Genomic DNA, 20739 nt, shown 5'->3' on the forward strand with positions numbered 1-20739 from the left:
CACGTTCGCTCGGTTCTCGTCAGAGGTGGAGTTGGCGGGTGATGGACGGGTCGGTGATGGTGGTGTCGGCGGCCAGGAGGAAGGCTTTGGACAGCACGATCGACAACATGCCGCCGTCCTCCTCGAAGGGCAGGAAGACCTGGTCGCCGGAGTTGCGGGGGACGATGCACAGGTAGGCGTCGTTGGGCTCCATGAGGATGTTGCCCGAGCCGAGATGGATCTTGTAGGTGCGCAGGTCGCCGCGCACCCGCAGGAACCGGTCCGCCAGGGAGCAGCGGTCCGCGATGGCCAGGCGGGGGAGCAGCCGGGACAGGGCGTCGCGCCGGACCTGGGCGCTCTCGGTCAGGTCGCCGAAGCCGTAGGACTGCCAGTAGTCCCCGTGGCCCTCCGGGTCCAGGCCGGTGGAGGTGACGCCGACGGCCAGGTCGGCGTCGCGCAGCGCCTCCGACAGGACGAGCGGCGGGACCTCGGCCAGCGGCACCGGCGAGGTGCCGGTGTGGAAACGAAGGTCGCCGCTGACGCAGATGGAGGCGGTGGCGCCGTAGCCGTCGCGTTCGTAGGCGTGCTCGTCCAGGTGGAAGCCCCAGGTGGCGGTCAGGCCGCCGGGCAGCTCCTTGGTGGCCTCGCAGAAGCCGGACCCGCCGGCCGGGTCCCAGTGGCCCAGCGTCAGGCCGGTCCAGCCGCGCTCGGTGAGCAGCGCCTTGGCCTGGCCGTAACGGAGCAGGTGGCCGGCGAACCGGCGCGAGTGGTCGCGCGTCTCCTCCTCGGCGGGGGTGAGCAGGTAGACCTCGCGGAAGGCCTGCTTGAACGGCTGGCGCAGGCCGATCTCCAGCAGGTGGTCCCGCCAGGCACGGACCTCGTCGGCAGGGTGGGAGAGGGGATGCCACATGCGGACCGAGGCGTCCTGGCGGGGCCGGACGCGGTGCCCGGCCGGGTCGGCCAGCTCCCAGCCTCCCTCGACGCGGACGGGCAGCCCGGCGGGACCCTCGGCGAGCTCCCAGATCAGCGTACGGGCGAAGGCTCCGGTGACCGGGTGGTCGAGGTAGAACTCGCACACCTCCCCCCAGGTCCAGCCCCGCCCGGTCGAGAGGGCGCGCTCGACGCGGAAACGCTCGGCAGGGACCGCCTTCTTCAGCTCCTTGGCCAACGCCCTGAACTCGGCCAGCGACTCCCGGTCGACGCTCTTGGGAATGGTCTTGCGGCCGTTGTAGGTGATCGCGCCGGTGAGCGACACGGTCAGCCCGTCGGCGGTGCGTGTCCCGTCGTGGCCCAGGCCGAAGGTGGGGACGGTACGTTCGAGCAGCTGCTCCGGAGACAGACCGGTTTGTACGGCGATCGCCTCAAGAATCCGCTGGACCTTGGCCAGGATGCTCTTCTTGCGCACCTTGGCCTGGACGCGGGCGAGCGGGGCGACCACCTCCGTGCCGCCGCGCCGGGCCAGCACGCCGAGGGCGGCGTTGGCCACGCGCTCGCTGCGTGAGTTCGGGCCCGAGCCGCCGATGCCGGTGCCGGTGGCCAGGGCCACGTCACCCAGCAGCCCGATCACCCAGGGCTCGTCGATCAGCTCGCAGGTCCAGATCATCCCGCGCACGAGCTCGGCGGTGCGCCCGTGGAGGTAGGTGACGACGTCGCGGTAGCCGTTGTGCCAGGGGCTTTCACGGTAAGCCGTCAGGCGGCCCAGGATCTCCCGGACCAGCTCGACGGCGTGGGGCGTGAGCAACTCACCCGCGCGTGCCGTCCACTTCGGTGCCGGGTTGGCCGACGTCGCCGTCACCCAGTGCCTCAGGAGCGGGAGGATGTCGGCCTCGCCCAGGCGCTTGCCGTAGTCTTCCCGCAGCAGCACGGCGAAACCGTCGCACTCGGGCACCAGGGACCGCGTGGCCTCGGCCGGGTCACCGGCGAGATGCTCGGCGAGGAGGTCGTCCAGCACCCGCCTGCTCGGCCAGTCGGCCGAGTGGGTGACCGCCTCGATCTCCCGCCGGGCCTGCATGAGGTGCGGCAGGAGATGCTCGCGCTCGCTCGCCGGCAGCTCCTTGATCGCGGAGATCGGGATGCGGTAGACGATGTCCTTCCCGGGCCGCGAGGGCCGGCTGAGCGTGGTCCGCCACAGCAGCTCCCGCTCCTGCGGGGTCCAGCGCAGCTTGCGCTGGGCCAGCCTGGTGAGGAGCGTCTCGCCGGCGATGCTTCCGTCGGTGGTCCGCGTCACCAACTGCGCCCACAACGCCGTCCACCGCCACGCGGTCTCGTCCCACCCGGCGGAGAGCTCCTTCAGGCGCGACTCGTCGGCGAAGTGGTGCTCGTCACGGTGGCGGAGGGAGGAGTCGAGGCGCCGGAAGTGCGCCAGGGCCGCCTCGTCCAGCTCGTCGAGCCAGCCCCGGAGCTCGGGCGGAAGCCCGTCGAGAACGCCCATGTCAGCCTCCGACCAGCGGGACGAGCTTGACGAAGGAGACGACGGGGTCGGCGAGCAGGTCGATCTCGAAGTCCAGGTCCTCGATCTGCCGGTCGCCGACCAGCAGCAGGAAGCCGTTGCGGGCGAACGCCGCCTCGGCCGCGTCGGCCTGCTTCTCCCAGTCCAGCCTGCGCGCGGTGCGTAACCGGTAGCCGTTGAGCTCGGCCTCGGCGTCGGTCGGCTTGATCAGGCCGCGGAAGTGGTGGCTGGGGGAGGCGTTGTGACGGGCCACCTCCTCGCGCACGCGCAGCCGCACGAGCTCGCGGGCCGAGATCCGCTCGGGCAGGTCGGGCAGGGTGAACTCCTCCAACGCCCGTCCGGTCGCGGTCTCATCGCGGAACGTCACTGATGCCATGGAACATCCCTGTATCGAGGAAGGTCAACTGGTGGGGACATCTTTAGCAGCAGCGAACGACAGAAACGCGGCCCGGACTTCGGCTCACCCGGCGGCGTCGTCGAGCACGGCCTTGAGGGACGCTTCGAGGATGTCCACGCCGGTGTGCAGTTCGTCGTCGCTGATCGTGAGGGGCGGGGCGATGCGGAAGATGCCGCCCATGCCGGGTAGCTGGACGATGTTCAGGTGCAACCCTCGTTCGAGACAGGCCGAGGTGACCGCGTGGCCCAGTGCGTCGGCGGGCGCCTTGCTCTTCTTGTCCCGTACGAGCTCCAGCCCTTGGAGCAGGCCACGGCCGCGAACGTCGCCGACGACCTCGTAGTCGTCACGAAGCGCGAGCAGCCGGTCGCCCAGCCGGCGGCCCAGGTGCGCGGCACGGTCGACGAGGTTTTCGCGGTCGATGACGTCAAGGACCGTCAGCGCGACGGCGGCGGCCAGCGGGTCGGAGACGTGCGTGGTGTAGAAGAGGAACCCCCGGTCGTGGCAGACCTGCTCGATCTCCGCGCTCGTGACGACGGCCGCCACCGGCAGCCCCGCTCCGAGGGTCTTGGACAACGTCAGGAGGTCAGGGGTGACTCCGTCGCGTTCGAAGGCGTACATCATCCCGGTGCGGCCCAGCCCGGTCTGCGCCTCGTCGAGGATGAGCAGCATCCCGCGTTCCTCGCACATCTCCTTGAGGCGGCGCAAATATCCGGGTGGCAGGTCGATGATCCCGCCGGAGGACAGGATGGGCTCGACGAGGCAGGCGGCGAGACTGCCGGCGGACTGCTGGTCGACCAGGGCGAAGCCGTAGGTCAGCTCGGCCTCCCAGTCGTGTGACCCGTCGGAGGACCGGAACGGCGAACGGTAGGCGTTCGGTGCGGGCAGGGCGAGGTTTCCCGGTGCCGGCGGGCCGTAGCCGCGCCGCCCGGCGGAGAAGGTGGCGGAGGCCGCCCCCTGGGTCATGCCGTGCCATGAGCGGTCGAAGGAGACGATCTCGTAGCGGCCGGTGGCGAGCTTGGCCATCTTGATCGCGGCCTCGTTCGCCTCGGCCCCCGTGGTGAGCAGCAACACCTTGCCCAGCGTGGGGGGCAGGGTCGCGGTGAGCCGGTCGGCGAACTCCAGCACCGGAGCGCTGAGCATGCCGCTGTAGAGGTGGTCCAGCGAGGCGACCGCGGACGAGACCGTCGCCACGATGTCCGGGTGCGCGTGGCCGAGGATGGCACTCATCTGCCCTGAGGTGAAGTCGAGGATCCGCGTGCCGTGGCGATCATAGACATAGGCGCCGGCGGCACGGTCGATCACCCGCGGGCTGAAGCCGACTCCGTAGCGGATCAGGAGGCGGTCCGCCTCGTCCCAGAACGTCGTGTCCATCGCCGGTCCTCCCTGATCGCATCCGAGATCACGCCGACTGTATTACCGGATGCCATCGTCGCGCCGGGACATCATGGGTCGCCGTTCGGGTCCGCGGCGGGGTCGCCGGGCCGGTCCGGGTGGTGGTATCGCTCCGGTGCCGCGCCGCCTTGGCGCAGCCAGGTGCTGAGCCGCTGGTTCTGGCCGCGCTCATTTTCGATGCCGCGGGGCAGCGGCAGGTGCAGGGCGGTGAGCAGATCGAACCGGTGCAGGTCGAACGCGACCCGCAGAGCCTCCCCGAAGGCGACGGCGGCGGCGACGGCGGCCCGGTAGGCGAGCACCGCGAGGCCCGACGCCGCGAGCGGGACCAGCCACCAGGTGGGATGCCGCCACAACAACGCACCCGTCACCACCGCCACCAGCGCGAACGTGGCGCTCATCCGGACGGCGAGGTCGACCTGGTCGCGGCGGTCCTCCACCACCGCCCGCTGCCTGTCGGACACGAGCGGATACAGCCGGGGCCACACGACGACCGCATCGAGCCCGTACGGCCGACCGGCGCCCTGCTCGGCGGCCCGCAGGGCGTTGCCGAGCGCCGTGGGCAGGAGCGGCTCGTTCGGGTAACGAGCGCGGCGCAACCGGTCGGCGTCGGCGGCGTCGGCGGGCACCGTGGTGGCGTCCGGATCGAGCTCGGCACGCTCGGCCAGCCGCCGCCGCGCGAGACGTTGCCGGTGGGTCAGGAGCGCGGCGAGCCAGGCGGCCGGCCGGCTTCCGCCCCAGTAGCCCTCGAAGAGCCGCACGAGCCGCAACTGCATCGGATGGAGCAGCACGGCGAGCACGAGGACCGCCACGGCCAGCAGCCCCACGTCCGCGGCGTCCATGCTCCGCGCCGTCCGCACGGCCCGATCCCAGCTCGGCTCATCCGCAGGGGCGCCCGCCGCCACGACGAACGTCACCACCAGCGCGCCCGCCGACATCGGCAGGGACGAGACCAGTGAGAAGCGGTTGCCCAGGGCGCCGCCGTCCAGCCCGGCCAGGGATGGCAGGCCCATCTCAGCCCTCGACCCGCAGCGCCACGTGGTGCACGCCGCACTGAGGCGGGTCGTACGGGTCGTACGAGACGGCGGCGGCGCGCACGCGGCACCCGGGCGCCGGACACGACAGCCGCAACGGTATGTACTCGGTGCTGTGGCCGGGCAGCATGGCATGGTCACCGCTCCCCAGCCCGCCACGGTCGGAGGTGCGGGCCAGGGAGTAGGCGGCCGACCGCCGCAGCACGCCCCGGTCGACACCGTCCAGCACCAGGCGCAGGGCCATGCGGGCGTCGTCGCCGCCGAACCAGTCCTGGACGAGACCGATGACGGCCTCGGCACGCGTTGAGGAGGCCACGACCAGCAGGTCGTCCTCCGTCGTGGCCGGCCGGTCCGGATCGGTGAGTTCCAGCACGTCGTCCCAACCGGTCATGTTCTCCTCCAGGCCACCAGTGGCTCTCCGACGACGAACAGCGGGGCCCAGTCGTACTCGTGCCCGTACGGGCGGTCGGGTTCGAGCCGGGCGGCCGCGGCCTCCAGCAGGAACCGGGTGCGCCCGGCCGGGGCGAACGAGCGAAGGCGGTGGACGCGCCGCGAGACCTCCTCGGCCGTCATGCCGGCCAGCCGCGACCGCACCTGCCGCACCAAGAGGTACAGATCCACCACGCCGTTCCGCCGCGAGCACAGGAGCTCCCAGAAGAGGTCGGCCGAGACGGCGCTGAGAACGTCATCGACGGTCCACGCGGTGCACACGATCGAGCGCACTCCCGCGAGCATCATCGCCGCCGGCAGGCCGCCGAACTCGTCGCTGCCGAGGTCGAGCCCGCCGCCGCCGCTCTGGCACGCCGACAGCACGGCTAGGCGCAGATCCCGCAGCGTGCCCGAGACCGCCATGTCCCCGGCCGACCACAGCTCCGCCAGCCGGACCAGGCGGTCGCCGACGTAGGCGGCGAGCAGCGTACCGGTCGGGCTGTGTTCGAGGTGACGCAGGGTCACCGCCCCCAGCGTTTCCTCGCGCAACAGCCCCGGCCGTGCCCGCCCGTCCGCGCGGGGCGGTTCCACCTCGGCGGTACGGACGCCGTCCGCGGGTTCGGACCACCGCGCGGTCGCGGCGAGCGAGCGCAGTTCGCCGGCGATCTCCGGCGCCGACCACCGCGCGTCCGGGCGCAGGTGGAGGGCGGAGCGCGTGCTGTCGGTCAGCTCGGACGTGGCATGGCCGCTGAAGTGCAGGATCCTGGCCCCCGAGGTGGCCGCCACGACGGCATCCTCAGTGGTGTCCGCGGGCAGGACCGCGGCGGGAAGCCCGCGGCGCCGCAACCGGTCGGCGACGGCGTTCACCTCGGCCTCGGCCGCTGGCAGGTCCCCGGTGGCGTTGCCGAGCAGGACAGCCGGTTCGGCCAGCCTCGCCCAGCCGCGGGCGCGGGGCAACAGCGCCAGCGCGGGCACGGGCCGTACGTCGATGGCGCTCAGGCTCGGCACCGCCCACCAGGGCAGCAGCCCGAGGAGGCCATGCGGGACCAGCCACAACGTCCGGATCGTGTGCCGCCCGGCCCACTCGGCCAGGTACGGTCCGACGTCGGCCTCGGCGTCGAGGAGCCCCTGTCGCAGAGCGGTGCGCCGGTCGGCTCCCGGCATGCCGTCGTATTCCCACGGTGCTCCCACGACGTAGGCCCAGCCGGGCGGGCTCTCAGGCCCAAGGGAGCGCAGCCAGCTGCTCAGCGGCTTGTCCAGGATCGTCCCCTCCGGCATCCCGCCGGGTCCTCCGGCGGCGCCGGCACCGCGTAACAGCAGCACGGCCGTGCCCCACTGACCCGTTCCGAGCACCGCGACACCGTGGCCGGCGGGCAGCCGGGCCACGACATCGCGCGGGTCCGGTGTCTTCAGGGCCTGTTCCTGCCGCCGCGCCTCGATGCGGTGGGCCTCCCGCAGCCGGGCGGTCACCGTGAGAGAGCGGGCCGCCCGGCCCTCCGTCCTCCTGACAGCGGCGGGCTCCGAGCCGAGCCCGCGTTCGGCACTCCACAGAGCGGCTTCGAGCCGCCGGATCCGCGGGCCCTGCCGGCCTGCGCGAATCGTCATCCGATGCCGTAACCGCGCGCTGCCGGTGGCTTCCAGCGCCCACAGCAGCATGGCGCGGTCGTCCGTCGCGGCGCAGCTGAGGCCCACGTTGTTCAGGGCACGGTCGAGCTCCACCCGGTACTCCGCCGCGCGCCGGGGGTCGGGTTCCGTGGCGTAGAGCGCCACCAGCGCGTCAAGCGCCTCGTGAGCGAACCGCAGCACCTGGTCGTGCCGTCCCACCAGCGCACCGGTCCGCAACACCCCGCTCAGCGTGAGCCGGCGGCGTTCGTCCGCCACTCCGCTGCCGAGCGCCTGAAGGTACAGCTCCAGCGCCCCTGGCAGATCATCGTCGATCTCGTGCACGAACCCGCTGAGGCTGAGCCCGTAGGAGTCGCGCTCGGCGGCCAGGTCGTCGACGACGGGGTCGATGAACTGCCGCGCCCGCCGGGCGAGGGCCCGCATGGCCGCTTGGTCACCGCGGTCCCGTGCCTCGATGGATCGCCTGGCGAAGGTCCCGCCGGCCGCGATGCGGAAGGTCCGGCCCGGCCCGGTTCCGGTGGCCTGCCGCAGCAGTTCCTCGCCCTCCCGTATCAGCGCGTCGGCCTGCTCGCGCGACGAGGCCGACGCGAGCATCGTCGCGGTCGCGGAAAGCCGGGCGCTGTGGTCGCCGGCCTGCCCGTGCCGGCTCAGCAGTGCCAGGGCGGAGTCCATCCGGGCGCGCCGCAACGGGTGCTGTTCGGGCAGCTTCCGCAGGGCCAGGACCGCCAGTCGGGCCAGACCGGGTGCCCTCTCGGCGAGAGCCGTCGCCGCCAGCGCACGGCGCTCGTCCTCGTCGGCCCGGCGGGTGAGGGCCTTGCCGGAGAGCCAGGATTGGTGAAGCTCTTCCGCCTTATCCCTGATCGGGTGAAACACCGGGCTCCGCTCGGCCGCGTACGACAGCGCGCTGATGAACTCGTTCCCCCAAGCGACGATTCCCTCCCCGATGGCGGCGTCCCGCTCACGTTCCGAACCGGCCGCCAAGATCGCCTCCAGGTGGGCGAGGATGGCTCGGGCCTCTCTCACGTTGATGGGGTCGCTCGCCTGGGCCATGACGCCTCCTCCTTCGGCGGCGTTCAGGTACCGGTGGGGGTCTTCGTGGGGGTCTTGGCTTTCGTAGGAGTTTTGGTCGCGGTCCTCGTAGGGGTCCATGTAGGGGTCTTGGTGGGGGGCTTCGCCGGTGAGAGCAGCGTGGGGTGGGGTGAGGAGGAGGTCGCGGGCGGCGGGACCCCGCTCTGCGGCGCCGACCTGACGGCCAGGACCGTCAGGAAGACCACCGCCACCAGCCCGGCGATCACGAAGAAGACCGACGGGCCGTTGCGCAGGAGCCGGTACAGCGCCTCCGCGGGCTGGAAGCCGGCCCTCGGATTCGCCGTCTCGGTCTGCGGCGCGTCGGAGATGGTGCGCCACGGCTTGAGTTTTGCCAGCTCCGGATAGCCCAGCGTGCCGGTGCGCAGGACGATGATCTGCTTGGAGAGGCGGGCGAGCGCGTGGTGACGGTGGTGGATCGCCGCCAGCTGGGAGGCCGCGCGTTCCAGCCCTCCCGGAGTGTCGGGATGCTGGGTCGGCCTGAGGCTGAGCTGCCCCGGGAAGTCGAGGTCCAGTGACCGCTGCCGGACCTCGTCCACCAGGGTGACCCACTCCTCCTGCGGTACGTCGAACCCCTCCGCGTGCCCGTAGACCACCGGCAACCTCGGCGCCAGCTCGTCCAGCAGGGCCGCGCAGGCCATTCCGACGAGATCGTCCTGGCCGGCCCCGGTCGTGGCGATTCCCAGCACGGCCGCCCGGATCGGCCGTTTGCGCACGTCGGCGGGCTCGCCGGGCGGGCGCAGGCCGGTGACGTAGAGCACGGTTCCGGTGTCGGCGGCTTCGTACAGCATCAGTCCCGGTCGCTCGTCGTCGACGAGGGTGCGGCAGGAGCGTCCCCGCCAGCCCGCCTCCACGACCTCGGCGGCGATGCCCGGATCCTCGTCGCCGAGGGCGCGCCACGTGTAGTCCTCGGAGATGCCGCGGCCCCTGGTCTTCACGAACCAGATCGCTGTCACGTCATCCCTGCCGCAGGTACGGATGCGTCTGCAGGACCGCGAAGCCGTCGTCGCTCTTGCGGCCCGCGCCGAACTGGTCGACCGCCCGGGTGAGGACGGTGTCCGTCCCGATGGCGCGCTCCCACATCGTCCTGAGCACCCCGCGGTGTGCGTTGTCGCGGTACTTGTTCACGACGAAGCTCAGGGCGTAGCGCAGGAGCTGATCGGTGTCCAGGGGCGCGTAGGAGGCGTCCACCTCCTTCAGCCGGAAGTGGAAGACGGGATTGCGCTGTTGCGGGTCCTCCTCAAGGCGGTGGAACACCACCGACCCGACCGTCTGCACGGGCGTGACCACGCACGCGGTCCGCCCGCGTACGTCGCCCGAGCCGATGTGGTTGATCAGCGGCCGGTACTCCTCGTCGATGCGGGCTTTCAGCTCGCGCCGCCCCGCCGCCGTGGTGACGTACTTCTCGCATTTGAGCGGCGTGAGGATGATGAGACGGGCCATGTCCCTCTGGAGCATGCGCTTGATGGTGTCCGTGACCATCTGCGTCTTGTTGATCATGGTGTGGTAGTAGCCGTTCCGCTCCATGAGAGCGGGAACGTCGATGGCGACCAGGATCACGTGCGCCCGGTTCAGCGCCCGCTGCAGCATCTCCCCGTCCGTACGCTGCGAACCGAGCAGGTACTTGCCCGGATAGTCGGTGAACCGCAGGGTGAAGAGCGGGTTGTGGCCCTTGCGCCCGACGCCGAAGGCGTACTCCTTCGGCTCGCCCGTGCCCGGGATGCCGCCCTCCACCCGCAGGCCGTGCGCGATGCGGCGCAGGTCCTCGATGTACTCCTGGAGCTTGACCGAGGTGGGGTGGTCCACCGGGGTGACCTGCAGGTCGGTGGTGCCGATGACCTGGCCGAACTGCTCGTACATCGAGGCGAGGAGGGTCGTCTTGCCGACGCCGACGGAGCCGAGCATGGTCACGTCGATGACGGCCTCCTCACCGATCTTGCCGGTGAGGGCGGTCACGACCTCCCGCGCCTTGGCCCTGATCCGCCTGGGCTCGTTGTTCACGTGGTCTCCCCTTCCGGCAGCAGCGAGCTCACCTTGCGCACCGCCTCGTTCCAGGTCCTCAGATGGACCGTCTGCTCGGCCAGCGCTTCGAACTGGTCGGCCCAGACCTGCGCGCGGATGTCCTGGTAGAAGGCCCGCCACTCGTCCTTGACGCCCTCCGAGCGCAGGACCCGGTCCCGGAACTCCTCGACGATGGCGAAGACGGCGCCGCTGGGCTCCGCGAGCAGGTCGTTGAGCGCCGCGTCGCAGCGGTCCAGCGCCTCCTCGTAGGTGATCTCCAGCATTTCCCGCATCGTCTTCTCGTCCACCCGCGAGGCATCCTTCGGGAAGGGCATGGTGGGCGTGTCCCCGTGTACGCCGTCGAGGCAGGGCCGGATCCTGTGCTGGATGAAGCCGCGATAGCTCAGGTCGAACTCCGTCAGGATCAGGATCGCGAACTTCAGCTCGCTCTCACCCTCGGGACGCACCGACGGGTGCACCCTGTCGGCGACGGCGAGCAGGAAGTCCTTGCCCGCCTGCGCGGACAGGGGAGCGAGCAGGCCCGGCCCGGACAGCACGCCGGCGACGTTCGCCCACATCGCGTACAGCCGTTCCTGCAGGGCCGTGTGCAGGCCCAGGAAGTGGCGCGAGAGGTGCGCGCGGACCTCGTCGAGCACGTGGGCGTAGGTGGCCTGCCGGGTGCCCTCCAGGGCGAACCGGGTGCGGAGGTCCTCGGGGGAGGGGATGCCGTTGTCGTCGCGCGCTCGACGCAGCACCTCCTGCACGGCCTCCGCGAGTGCCGTGTCGGGGCGGGCCCGCTCCTCCCTGAGCTGCTCGACCAGCAGGTCCAGCCCGACGGAGAGCTGCTCGTACGCGTTGTTGAACAGCGCCAGGAACGCCGGGAACCACACGGTGGCCGGCTGCGCGAGCGCTCCCAGCGCGGACGCCTCCCGGATCAGCAGCTCGGCCTGGCGGTAGATCTCCGCCACCCGGCGGCGCCGCGCGTCGAGCAACAGCTGATCCAGCTCGCTGATGTGGTCGAGCAGGTAGTCGATGACCGGCTCGAACGCGGCCGCCACCTCGTCCGGTTGCGAGCAGTCCACGATGGAGGCGCCCACGGTCCGGATGGACGAGGTGCCGAGAGCGGCGTGGTAGGCCCGCGCGTTGGACAGGTTGTCCTGGTCCACGCTGCGACGCCGGTTGAGGAAGAAGAACGACCTCTTCTCCATGGGGATGTCCGGCAGGGCGCTCTGCGCGAGGTCGTACAGTGCGTTGTCGATCTCCTGGATGCCGTCCCCTTCCGGTGCCGGGCGACGGATGAACAGGACGATGTCGACGTCGCCCTCCAGCGCCGACAGCAGCAGGCGGGAGTCGCCGAGGTTCGTGTCGCCCAGGCCCGGCAGGTCGATGGTGCCGATGCCGGCCAGATCAGCCTGGGGGAAGGACGTCGTGATCTGCACCCGGCGCACGGCGCGGAAGGCATGGAAGCGGCGCTCGCCCCGCAGGTCGTCCTGGGCCACGTAGGCGCGGATCTCCTCCGCGCCGACGCGGCGGGGAGACGGCTCGGCCAGCAGGTCCCGGTAGTGGGGCAGGGAGGTGTGGTAGGCGGCGAGATGACCGTACGCGCTGGTCCGCTCCGCCTTCCTGGCATCCTGCGGATCCTCCGGCAGGTCGGGCAGCAGCTCCGCGAACCGCGCCAGGCTGTGTGGCGGCGGGCCCAGTTTCAGCCGCTCGTAGTAGGGGGCGATCACGTCGTTCAGGAAGGACTCGGCCGTGTGGAAGAACACGTCCGCGTAGGTCGCGTTTCCCGGCGAGTGCCTGACCAGGCTGGGGACCCCGGTGCAGAAGCCGCCGTCACCGTCAGGGATCTCCTGGCCCGTCAGGCCGGTGAGGCTCTGCAGCAGCCTGCTCTTGCCCTGCCTGGCCCGGCCGACGACACCGATGTTGAGCGTGAGGCGGCGCAACCGGGTCAGGACCCGTTCGAGCTCCTTCTGCTCGACGGCGACGCTGTCGATGAGGTCCTGCAGGGGGACGGCGAGTGCCGCGATCGTGTCGAACGCGTCGTCGTCGACCCGGGTCGCCAGCTCACGCCGGGTCCGATCGAGCTCGCCGAGCGCCTCGGCGAGCTCGCCGAGGTCACCCTCCAGCAGCTCCGCCGCCGCGACGTCGTTCTCGCGTTGGGCATGGATGGCCGCAATCTTGGCGCTTCGCGTGGTCACGGACCACCAACCTAGGAGGCGCGACCCCAGGGACGCTTCGGGTGATGCCTTAGGGTTTTCCCTAGTCTCGCCGTGCCGCCGGCTTTGACGTCGCTGACGGCCTTTCACGCCTCCTGGTCGATGGTGGCGACGTAGACGGACTTGCCGGGTGCCAGGGACTCCTTGGCGATGCGGGACAGCACCCGGTAGGAGATCGTGGTGAGCGCGTCGATCTCCTCGGGGGTGAGCTGGTCCACGAAGAGCCGGCGTACGGTCTCGACGTGGCCGGGCGCCGCCGCCTCGATCGCCGCGCGCCCCTCGGGAGTGAGGTGGACGGTCACGCCCCGGGCGTCATCGGGGCAGTCCTGGCGCTTGAGGAGGCCGCGCTGCTCCATGCGCCGGAGTTGGTGGGAGAGCCTGCTGCGGTCCCAGTGGACGCTCCGGCCGAGGTCACGGGCGCGCAGGCGCTGCCCGGGTGCTTCGGAGAGCGGAACCAGCAACTCGTAGTCGGCGCTCGACAGCCCCGTGGCGGCGAACTGGCGGTCCAGGGCCTGGAGGAGGTATCGGCACATGTCGACGTAGGCGCGCCACATGCGCTGCTCGCTATCGCTCAGCCACCGAGTCTCCGTCACGTTTTGATCGTACCAATGTTGACGTGACAACAAAGAGGCTCTAATTTTGCTGATGTATCAGCAACGAGGTCTGGCCAGGGCTCTTATCGTTTCCTGAAAGGTTTTCCCGATCATGAAGATCGCCATCATCATCGGCAGCACGCGCCCCGGGCGTAAGGGCGAGGCCGTCGCCCAGTGGGTGCGCGACATCGCCGCCAAGCGCGGTGACGCGCACTACGAGATCGTCGATATCGCCGACTACGCCCTGCCGCACATCGACGAGCCGGTCCCGCCGATGATGGGCCAGTACAGCCGGCCGCACTCCCACGTGTGGGCCGAGAAGATCGCTTCCTACGACGGCTTCGTCTTCGTGACCCCGGAGTACAACCACGCGCCGAACGGCGCGCTGAAGAACGCGATCGACTTCCTCTATGCGGAGTGGAACCACAAGCCCGCCGCCTTCGTCGGCTACGGCGCCTCCGGCGGCGTGCGCGCGGTCGAGCACCTGCGCCTCATCCTCGCCAACGTCGCCGTCGCCACCGTGCGCCCCCAGGTGGAGCTCTCCCTCATCCACGACTTCGCCGAGTGGACCCACCTCACGCCCGGCCCGCACCAGGAGGCCGCGGTCGGCGCGATGCTGGACGATCTCGCCCTGTGGGCCGGCGCGCTTAAGTCCGCCCGCGAGCCCGGAGTCGCCGCCTGAGGCTCGCCCGCGAGCCCGACCCCGCCGTCTGAACCCGCGCCCGCGGCACTCTGCCGCAGGCGCCGGGATCAGTCCGAGAGTGCCGCCTTGACGCGGTCGGCGGTGAAGGGCAGGGTACGGAGCCGCTGGAAAGGCGACACCGGTGCCGGGTGCACGATCCGCACTGCGAGACGCCGCATCCGAACCGCGGTCCCTTCTGCTCGAAGCGCTCGCGAAGCCAGTACAGCAGGCGGCGGATCCGGGCGGATCCGGTGGCTCCCACTCACACGGTAACGTTCATCGAACGGGACCGGGCGCGCCGCCAGCCCAGCGCGGGGAAGAGCCCCACGAGACACCCCACCACCCCGGCGAGTACGAGGGTCCGCAGGACGCCGACGTGGTCGGCCAGGAGTCCGCTGAGGAGCATGCCCGCGCCCTGCGCGGTCACCAGAAGCGACGACGCCACCCCCAGCGCCTGGCCACGCCGATCATGCGGCACGAGCCGGACGAACTCGGTGTTGGCGGTCACCTGGTAGGCGCTCAGCAGGCCCACGAGAGCCCACGTCGCCAGCGAAGGGAGAAATCCCGGGATGAGTTCGGAGAAGACCAGCGGCAGGCTGGAGGCGACGGCCATCGGCGCCATCCAGCGCAGCCGCCGGGCCGGGGGAACGAACCTGGTGAACAAGTAGACCCCCGCCAGGTTGCCCACCGGCATGGCCGCCATGAGCAGGCCGATCTCGGTGGTGCCCAGGCCCAGTTCGGCGGCGTACGGTGTGGCCAGTACGTCAGGGACCACGTAGAACCCGGCCAGCAGCGCGAGCGCCAGCAGATTGCGCAGCGGCGGGCTGGCGAGGATCAGTCGCACGCCTCCGCCCGTGCCGCGGTTCCGCGTTCCCCGCCCGTCGTCGCGAGCGGCGGGACGCCTGCGGAGCCGCCACTTGGTGATCAGTCCCATCAGCACGAAGGAGGCGGCGGTGAGGAGGAGGGTGTTGTTCGGCCCGAGCGTGCCGACCAGCGCGCCTCCCACGGCGAACGCCAGAAGGGTGACGATCTGCGAGGTGAGGGTGACGGCCGCCACTCCCAGCGCGTACAGCCGGTCGGGGAGGAGGTCCGGGAGCAGCGCCATCTGCGCGGCCTTGGCCGGTGAGTCGAGCAGTTGCACGACGAACAGCAGGGCGCACAGGACCGGCAGCGGGATGCCCGGGATGGCGATCAGCGCGATCAGGCCGGCCCGTGAGAGGGCGCATGCGACCAGGACCTCGCGGCGCGGGTAACGGTCGGCGAGCCCGCCCAGGAACGACCCTCCGACGATCGCCGGAAGCAGGGTCAGCGCGTAGACCAGCGAGGTGACGACCGGCGATCCCGTCCGCTGGAAGGCCAGGATGGCCAGGGCGACCCGGGCCAGTTGTGTCCCGCCGCGCGACAGGGCCACAGTCGACCACAACGCCCGGAACTCCGCGACCTTGAAAAGGGCGGCATAGGTCTCCTGGCGGGTCTCGCCGGTCATCTCCGTGATCTCCTCTCGGACCGGGCGGTGGATCGGCGATGCCAGCCGTACATCACCGAACCACCGGCCGGCCCGTCACGCGGCGGTTCACCAGGCTCCGCCGGCGGCAACGGTCAGCGGAGCCGGCCCGGCGACGGCCGTTTCAGCGGCCGGAAACCGCGGATCAGCTCCACTCGAAGTCGCGACGCATGTCGGCACCTCCTCCTCGCAGTTAGTGACGTGGCATCGCGTTCGCGGTGAGCACCACGACTCAGCCGTACGAAGAAATGCCGCCTAATGATCACATGGGTGGGTTCGTGGTGCCTTGATGGTCAGCGTCAGTTTGTTGATGATGCGTGCCACTCTGGGCCTTCCGTCACCGGGGTCGCGCTTGCTCCGGACCGTGAGGTCACAGCCGCTGGGAGGAGCCCGCGCGGCACGGCCGGCGTCTGGCCGGTCCGCGCGTGCGGGGCGGCCGGGATCGGGTTCTCAGCGAGTTCTTAGGCCGTCTTTATGGCACTTTTCGCCGATTTTTATGACTATGGGGCGGTGGAGCACGTGCCGCAGGAGGCCGATGCGGCCGAGGCTCGGGGAGCCGTGGCCGGGAAGGCTCGGTGGCTTGTCGCCGGGGGCGGCGCACTCGTCGTCGTGGCGGTGCTGGCGTACTGGCTGGGTGGCGGCGGTGGGAACGGCGAACGGGCCGCGCCCGGGCCGAGCGCGACGCCGACGCCCAGTGCGACGCTCACCGTGCCCGACGTCTTCGAGCGGGTCGGGCCGTCGGTGGTGGTCATCCAGGCCGGGCGGTCGCTCGGAACCGGGGTGATCGCGGCCGAGGACGGGACGATCCTGACGGCGCACCACGTCGTCAAAGGCGCCAAGGACGTCACCGTGACGTTCGCCGACGGCACCAAGGCGAAGGCCGCTGTCGCGACGGCGAATCCCAAGCTCGACGTCGCGACCCTCAAGCCCGCGAAGCTGCCGGAGATCGTCGTACCGGCGACGCTCGGCGGCGGCGTGGCCGTGGGCGCGCCCGTCGTGGCGATCGGCAATCCGCTGGGCCTGACCTACAGCGTCTCCACCGGCGTGGTGTCGGGCCTGGACCGGACCACCGAGGAGAGCGACCTGAGCGGGCTCATCCAGTTCGACGCCTCCGTCAACCCGGGCAGCTCAGGCGGCCCCCTCCTGGACGCCCGCGGCCTGGTCGTCGGGATCGTCATCTCGATCGCCGACCCGGGAGGCGACGAGGCGTTCGCCGGCATCGCGTTCGCGGTGCCGATCGGCCTGGCCCTGGGCGGCGGCGAAGGCGACGGCCCCCCGGGCGACGGGCCACAGATCTGACCGAAGCTTCACGAAAAGGAACCTCATGACCTCGACCAAGCCCACCGAGTCGGCCCACCCGCTCGAACACGTGCTGTTCGAGGTCAAACGTACGATCGTCGGGCAGGACATCCTGCTGGAGCGCATGGCCGTGGCGCTGATCGCCGACGGGCACCTGCTCGTCGAGGGCGTGCCGGGCCTGGCCAAGACGCTCGCGGTGCGGTCGCTGGCCGCCGCGATCGCCGGGAGCTTCCAGCGTGTCCAGTTCACCCCCGACCTGGTGCCCGCCGACCTCGTCGGCACGCGGGTCTACCACCAGCACTCCGGGGAGTTCCGGACCGAGCTCGGCCCGGTGTTCGCGAACCTGCTGCTGGCCGACGAGATCAACCGTGCCCCCGCCAAGGTGCAGAGCGCCCTGCTGGAGGTGATGCAGGAGCATCAGGTGACGATCGGGCGTGAGACGTTCCGGGTGCCCGAGCCGTTCCTGGTCATGGCGACGGAGAACCCGATCGAGTCGGAGGGCACCTACCCGCTGCCCGAGGCGCAGGTCGACCGCTTCATGATGAAGGTGGTCGTCGACTATCCGACGCAGGCCGAGGAGCAGGCGATCGTCGCGCGGGCGCTGCGCCCGCCGGAGCCGCCGCAGCCGATGATGACGGCCGAGGACCTGATCGCGATGCGGGCCCGCGCCCAGGCGGTCTACGTCGATCCGGCCATCGTCGACTACGCCGTACGGCTGGTCTCCGTGACGCGTTCCCCGGCGACGGCCGGCCTCGGCGAGCTGGAACGCTACGTCACCTACGGGGCGAGCCCGCGGGCGTCCATCGCGCTCGTCACGGGCGCCCGGGCGCTGGCGTTCCTGCGCGGCCGCGACTACGCCCTGCCGCACGACCTGTCGGAGCTCGCGCTCGACGTGCTGCGTCACCGCCTCGTGCTCTCCTACGAGGCCCTCGCGGACGACGTCGACGCCGACACGATCATCACCAGGGTGCTCGGGGCCGTCCGGGCGCCCAACGTCGTCCTGCAGAACCGCTGAGCCATGGCCACCGCCCCCGAGAGGCTCCTGCTCCGCCTGGAGTGGAAGGTCGTCCGCAGGCTGGACGGCCGGCTCCAGGGCGCCCACCGCACCGCGCACCGCGGCTCCGGGCTCGACTTCACCGGGTTGCGCGCCTACGCCGACGGCGACGACGCCCGGCACATCGACTGGAACGTGACCGCCCGGCTGGACGAGCCGTACCTGCGGGTGTTCACCGAGGACCGCGAGCTGACCGTGTGGCTCGTGCTCGACCGGTCGGCGTCGATGGCGGCCGGCCGGCCGGGACGCGGCAAGCACGACGTGCTCGCCGAGCTGGCGCTCGTCCTCGCCCGGCTGTTCGGGAGGGGCGGCAACCGCGTCGGCGCCCTGCTGTTCGACACCGGGGTGCTGCGCGTCGTACCGCCCGGCACCTCCCGGCGGCACGCGCTGCGGATCGGCGCCGAGCTGGAACGCACGTCCGCGACCCGCGGCGGCGCCACCACCGACCTCGCGGAGATGCTCGACGCGGCCGGGCGGCTCGCCCGCCGCCGCGCGCTCATCGTCGTGCTGTCGGACCTCATCGGCGACGGCGACTGGGAGCGCTCGCTCCAGCGCCTGGCCCGCCGGCACGAGGTCGTCGCCCTGCGGATCGTGGACAGGGCCGACGACGCGCTGCCCGAAGCCGGGCTGATCGTGGTCGAGGACGCCGAGACCGGCGAGCAGCTCGTCGTCGACTCCGCCGACCCGCTGCTGCGGGTCCGGTTCCGCGCCGCCGTCGACTCCCGCGAGGCCCGGATCGCGGCGGGCATGCGCCGGGCCGGGGTGCCCGTCCACCGCATCGACACCGACCGCGATCTGGCCGAGGCGCTCGTCGAGGTCGTCGCCCGAACCCGGGACCGGCCGACATGACGGGGCTCGCCGAGGTCGTCAACGGACACGGAGGAGGCTCATGACCCTGTCCTCCCCGCTGCTGCTGGCCGTCGGACTGCTCGTCACGGCGGCGCTCGCCTGGGCGGCCGTCGTCTCGGCGCGCCGGCGGGCGGCGGCGCTCGCCGCGGCCGGCGTCGCCGTGCCGGGCGCCCGCCGGGCGTACCTGGGAGTCGGGCTGACGGTCGCCGGCATCGGCGTGCTCGCGGTCGCCGGCGCGGGACCGGCGGCCATGGTGCCGGTCCCGCGGACCGCGGGCACCGTCATCCTCGCCATCGACGTCTCCAACAGCATGGGGGCCGACGACGTCGCGCCCAACCGGCTGGCGGCGGCGCAGCGGGCGGCCCGCGCGTTCGTGGCGGCGCAGCCCGACACCGTGGACATCGGCGTCGTCGCGTTCCAGCGGGGCGCGTTCACCACCGCACGCCCCGACGCCGACCACTCCATCGCGCTCAAGGCCATCGACCGGTTGAAGATCGCCGGCGGCACCGCGCTGGGGACGGCCATCACCGCCTCGCTGTCGGCGATCACCGGCAGGCAGGTGGCCGTCGGCCGCGACGGCACCGCGCCCGACATCGGCTACTGGCCGTCGGCGACGATCGTGATGTTCTCCGACGGCCAGAACAGGGACGGGGAGATCGAGCAGGCCGCCGCCGTGGCCCAGAAGGCGGGCGTCCACGTCCACACCGTCGGGATCGGCACCACGGCCGGGGCGACGGTGCAGGTCGACGGCTACCACCTGCAGACCTCGCTGGAGGAGGACGCCCTCACCTTGATCGCGCAGACCACCGGCGGCGCCTACCACCCCGCCTCCGACGCCGCGCGGCTCGACGGGATCGCCGACACGATCGACCTGCGGCTCACCGTCTCCGACGAGCCGCTGCCCCTGGCCGGCGGGCTGATCGGGTTCGCCCTCGTGCTGCTCACCGCCGGAGCGGCGCTCACCGTACTGCGGTCTGGACGGGTGATCTAATGGTGTTCTCGTGGCCGTGGGCGCTGCTGTCCGTCCTGATCATCCCGCTGATCTTCGTCATCCGCGAGTGGGCGCGGCGCCGCCGCCGGCGGGCCGCCGTGCGCGTCACCTCGATCGCGCTCGTGCGGAGCGCCCTGCCCGGCCGTACGCGCTGGACCCGGAAGATCCCTCCGGCGCTGTTCGTCACCGGGCTCGCGCTGCTCGCGGTCGGGGCCGCGCGACCGCAGGCCTCCGTGCCGGTGCCGCAGACGTCGGCGACGATCCTGCTCGCGCTCGACACCTCCGGCTCCATGTGCTCCACGGACGTCGACCCGAACCGCATCACCGCCGCGAGGAAGGCCGCCGCGGAGTTCATCGAGTCGCAGCGGGGCGGGCCGCGCATCGGCCTGGTCACCTTCGCGGGCACCGCGGGCCTGCTCGTCCCTCCCACCGATGACACCGACTCGCTGATCGAGGCCCTGGACGGCCTCACCACGTCCCGCGGCACCGCGGTCGGGCAGGCCATTCTCGCCTCGATCGACGCGATCGCGGACGTGGACCCGTCGGTGGCCCCCACCGGGGCGAACCCCGGCGACGGCGGCGGGGAAGGGTACGCCGGTGCCGCGATCGTCGTGCTCACCGACGGCGCCAACACCCAGGGCGTCGACCCGAGCACCGCCGCCCAGGAGGCGGCCCAACGCCGCGTCCGCGTCTTCACCATCGGCTTCGGCACCACGAACCCGGCCTCGATGGTCTGCGACAGCTCCCAGTTCGGCGGCTTCGGCGGCTGGGGCGGCGGCTTCGGAGGCCGCGGCGGCTTCGACAGGGGCCGCAACATCCGGATGATCGACGAGCCCTCACTCAAGCAGATAGCCCGGACCACCGGCGGCGCCTATCACCGCGCCGAGAACGCCGACCAGCTCCAGAGCGCCCTCGGCAGCCTCCCCAGCAGGTTCACCGTCATCCGGCAGCGGGTCGACACGGCCGCCGCCTTCGCCGCCGGCGGCGCCGTGCTCGTCACCGCGGCCCTGTCCCTCTCGCTCTGGTGGAACCGTCCCCGGACCCCGGCCCGCTGACGGCCCTTCCCGCGGTGCGGAGCGGGTCGTCGCCGGCGTGGCGCACCCGCCCGCCAAACCTGGGAGCGGCATTCATCTGGCCAACAATTCACCAATGAAATCTTGCGTG

The 20739-nt window shown here is 71.7% G+C and carries 17 protein-coding genes; 6 read left to right on the plus strand and 11 right to left on the minus strand.

Translation table 11 applies throughout. The annotated features are described in order from the left end of the window. Positions 1 to 19: 19 nt before the first annotated feature. The 10 genes from BLS95_RS45370 to BLS95_RS45415 form a co-directional block, all read right to left on the minus strand. Positions 20 to 2410 (minus strand): DUF4132 domain-containing protein, encoded by a 2391-nt coding sequence (locus BLS95_RS45370; protein ID WP_090945830.1) that lies wholly within the window; start codon positions 2408 to 2410, stop codon positions 20 to 22. Position 2411: 1 nt separating this feature from the next. After that, positions 2412 to 2804, minus strand: coding sequence for a hypothetical protein (locus BLS95_RS45375; RefSeq protein WP_090945831.1), 393 nt, complete (start codon positions 2802 to 2804; stop codon positions 2412 to 2414). A gap of 84 nt (positions 2805 to 2888) precedes the next feature. Further along, on the minus strand, positions 2889 to 4196 hold the full coding sequence (locus BLS95_RS45380) for an aspartate aminotransferase family protein (protein ID WP_090945832.1): 1308 nt from the start codon (positions 4194 to 4196) through the stop codon (positions 2889 to 2891). A gap of 71 nt (positions 4197 to 4267) precedes the next feature. Then, positions 4268 to 5227, minus strand: coding sequence for a hypothetical protein (locus BLS95_RS45385; RefSeq protein WP_090945833.1), 960 nt, complete (start codon positions 5225 to 5227; stop codon positions 4268 to 4270). A gap of 1 nt (position 5228) precedes the next feature. Beyond that, on the minus strand, positions 5229 to 5639 hold the full coding sequence (locus tag BLS95_RS45390; RefSeq protein WP_090945834.1) for a hypothetical protein: 411 nt from the start codon (positions 5637 to 5639) through the stop codon (positions 5229 to 5231). Next, complete coding sequence (locus tag BLS95_RS45395) at positions 5636 to 8350, minus strand: CHAT domain-containing protein (RefSeq protein WP_090945891.1); 2715 nt, start codon at positions 8348 to 8350, stop codon at positions 5636 to 5638. Before BLS95_RS45395 ends, BLS95_RS45390 begins: the two co-directional genes overlap by 4 nt. Before the next feature lie 23 nt (positions 8351 to 8373). Further along, positions 8374 to 9342 (minus strand): hypothetical protein, encoded by a 969-nt coding sequence (locus BLS95_RS45400; protein ID WP_090945835.1) that lies wholly within the window; start codon positions 9340 to 9342, stop codon positions 8374 to 8376. 1 nt (position 9343) lies between these two features. After that, positions 9344 to 10387, minus strand: a complete 1044-nt coding sequence (locus BLS95_RS45405; RefSeq protein WP_090945836.1) for a TRAFAC clade GTPase domain-containing protein — start codon at positions 10385 to 10387, stop codon at positions 9344 to 9346. Next, entirely contained in the window at positions 10384 to 12585 is a 2202-nt protein-coding gene (locus BLS95_RS45410; protein WP_090945837.1) for a hypothetical protein, read from the minus strand. The genes BLS95_RS45405 and BLS95_RS45410 overlap by 4 nt, the downstream gene beginning before the upstream one ends. A gap of 104 nt (positions 12586 to 12689) precedes the next feature. Continuing rightward, positions 12690 to 13196 (minus strand): MarR family winged helix-turn-helix transcriptional regulator, encoded by a 507-nt coding sequence (locus tag BLS95_RS45415; protein WP_218136291.1) that lies wholly within the window; start codon positions 13194 to 13196, stop codon positions 12690 to 12692. Positions 13197 to 13308: 112 nt separating this feature from the next. Between BLS95_RS45415 and BLS95_RS45420 the strand changes: the two genes are divergently transcribed. Next, on the plus strand, positions 13309 to 13878 hold the full coding sequence (locus tag BLS95_RS45420; protein WP_342742829.1) for an NADPH-dependent FMN reductase: 570 nt from the start codon (positions 13309 to 13311) through the stop codon (positions 13876 to 13878). A 262-nt stretch (positions 13879 to 14140) separates the two neighbouring features. On the opposite strand, the gene BLS95_RS45425 is transcribed toward BLS95_RS45420, so the two are convergent. Next, positions 14141 to 15364, minus strand: a complete 1224-nt coding sequence (locus tag BLS95_RS45425; RefSeq protein ID WP_090945840.1) for an MFS transporter — start codon at positions 15362 to 15364, stop codon at positions 14141 to 14143. A gap of 492 nt (positions 15365 to 15856) precedes the next feature. On the opposite strand from BLS95_RS45425, the gene BLS95_RS45430 reads away from it, so the two are divergent. Genes BLS95_RS45430 through BLS95_RS45450 form a run of 5 tightly spaced genes read left to right on the plus strand, consistent with a single transcriptional unit; the run spans position 15857 to position 20630 of the window. Then, complete coding sequence (locus BLS95_RS45430) at positions 15857 to 16681, plus strand: S1C family serine protease (protein WP_245765684.1); 825 nt, start codon at positions 15857 to 15859, stop codon at positions 16679 to 16681. 25 nt (positions 16682 to 16706) lie between these two features. Next, positions 16707 to 17696 carry an AAA family ATPase gene (locus BLS95_RS45435; RefSeq protein WP_090945842.1) on the plus strand — a complete coding sequence of 330 codons (990 nt, stop codon included), beginning with the start codon at positions 16707 to 16709 and terminating at the stop codon, positions 17694 to 17696. Between the two features lie 3 nt (positions 17697 to 17699). Continuing rightward, positions 17700 to 18584 (plus strand): DUF58 domain-containing protein, encoded by an 885-nt coding sequence (locus BLS95_RS45440; protein WP_090945843.1) that lies wholly within the window; start codon positions 17700 to 17702, stop codon positions 18582 to 18584. Positions 18585 to 18624: 40 nt separating this feature from the next. Continuing rightward, on the plus strand, positions 18625 to 19575 hold the full coding sequence (locus BLS95_RS45445; RefSeq protein ID WP_090945844.1) for a VWA domain-containing protein: 951 nt from the start codon (positions 18625 to 18627) through the stop codon (positions 19573 to 19575). Next, positions 19575 to 20630: a VWA domain-containing protein gene (locus BLS95_RS45450; protein WP_090945845.1), complete on the plus strand. Its 1056-nt coding sequence runs from the start codon at positions 19575 to 19577 to the stop codon at positions 20628 to 20630. The genes BLS95_RS45445 and BLS95_RS45450 overlap by 1 nt, the downstream gene beginning before the upstream one ends. Positions 20631 to 20739: the final 109 nt, after the last annotated feature.

It is taken from the genome of Nonomuraea jiangxiensis, from assembly GCF_900099965.1.
Lineage (GTDB): Bacteria > Actinomycetota > Actinomycetes > Streptosporangiales > Streptosporangiaceae > Nonomuraea > Nonomuraea jiangxiensis.

Coding starts and splice junctions, on each gene's coding strand:
- BLS95_RS45370 (WP_090945830.1), bottom strand. CDS start 2,410: ATGGGCGTTCTCGACGGGCTTCCGCCCGAGCTCCGGGGCTGGCTCGAC.
- BLS95_RS45375 (WP_090945831.1), bottom strand. CDS start 2,804: ATGGCATCAGTGACGTTCCGCGATGAGACCGCGACCGGACGGGCGTTG.
- BLS95_RS45380 (WP_090945832.1), bottom strand. CDS start 4,196: ATGGACACGACGTTCTGGGACGAGGCGGACCGCCTCCTGATCCGCTAC.
- BLS95_RS45385 (WP_090945833.1), bottom strand. CDS start 5,227: ATGGGCCTGCCATCCCTGGCCGGGCTGGACGGCGGCGCCCTGGGCAAC.
- BLS95_RS45390 (WP_090945834.1), bottom strand. CDS start 5,639: ATGACCGGTTGGGACGACGTGCTGGAACTCACCGATCCGGACCGGCCG.
- BLS95_RS45395 (WP_090945891.1), bottom strand. CDS start 8,350: ATGGCCCAGGCGAGCGACCCCATCAACGTGAGAGAGGCCCGAGCCATC.
- BLS95_RS45420 (WP_342742829.1), top strand. CDS start 13,309: ATGAAGATCGCCATCATCATCGGCAGCACGCGCCCCGGGCGTAAGGGC.
- BLS95_RS45425 (WP_090945840.1), bottom strand. CDS start 15,364: ATGACCGGCGAGACCCGCCAGGAGACCTATGCCGCCCTTTTCAAGGTC.
- BLS95_RS45430 (WP_245765684.1), top strand. CDS start 15,857: ATGGCACTTTTCGCCGATTTTTATGACTATGGGGCGGTGGAGCACGTG.
- BLS95_RS45435 (WP_090945842.1), top strand. CDS start 16,707: ATGACCTCGACCAAGCCCACCGAGTCGGCCCACCCGCTCGAACACGTG.
- BLS95_RS45440 (WP_090945843.1), top strand. CDS start 17,700: ATGGCCACCGCCCCCGAGAGGCTCCTGCTCCGCCTGGAGTGGAAGGTC.
- BLS95_RS45445 (WP_090945844.1), top strand. CDS start 18,625: ATGACCCTGTCCTCCCCGCTGCTGCTGGCCGTCGGACTGCTCGTCACG.
- BLS95_RS45450 (WP_090945845.1), top strand. CDS start 19,575: ATGGTGTTCTCGTGGCCGTGGGCGCTGCTGTCCGTCCTGATCATCCCG.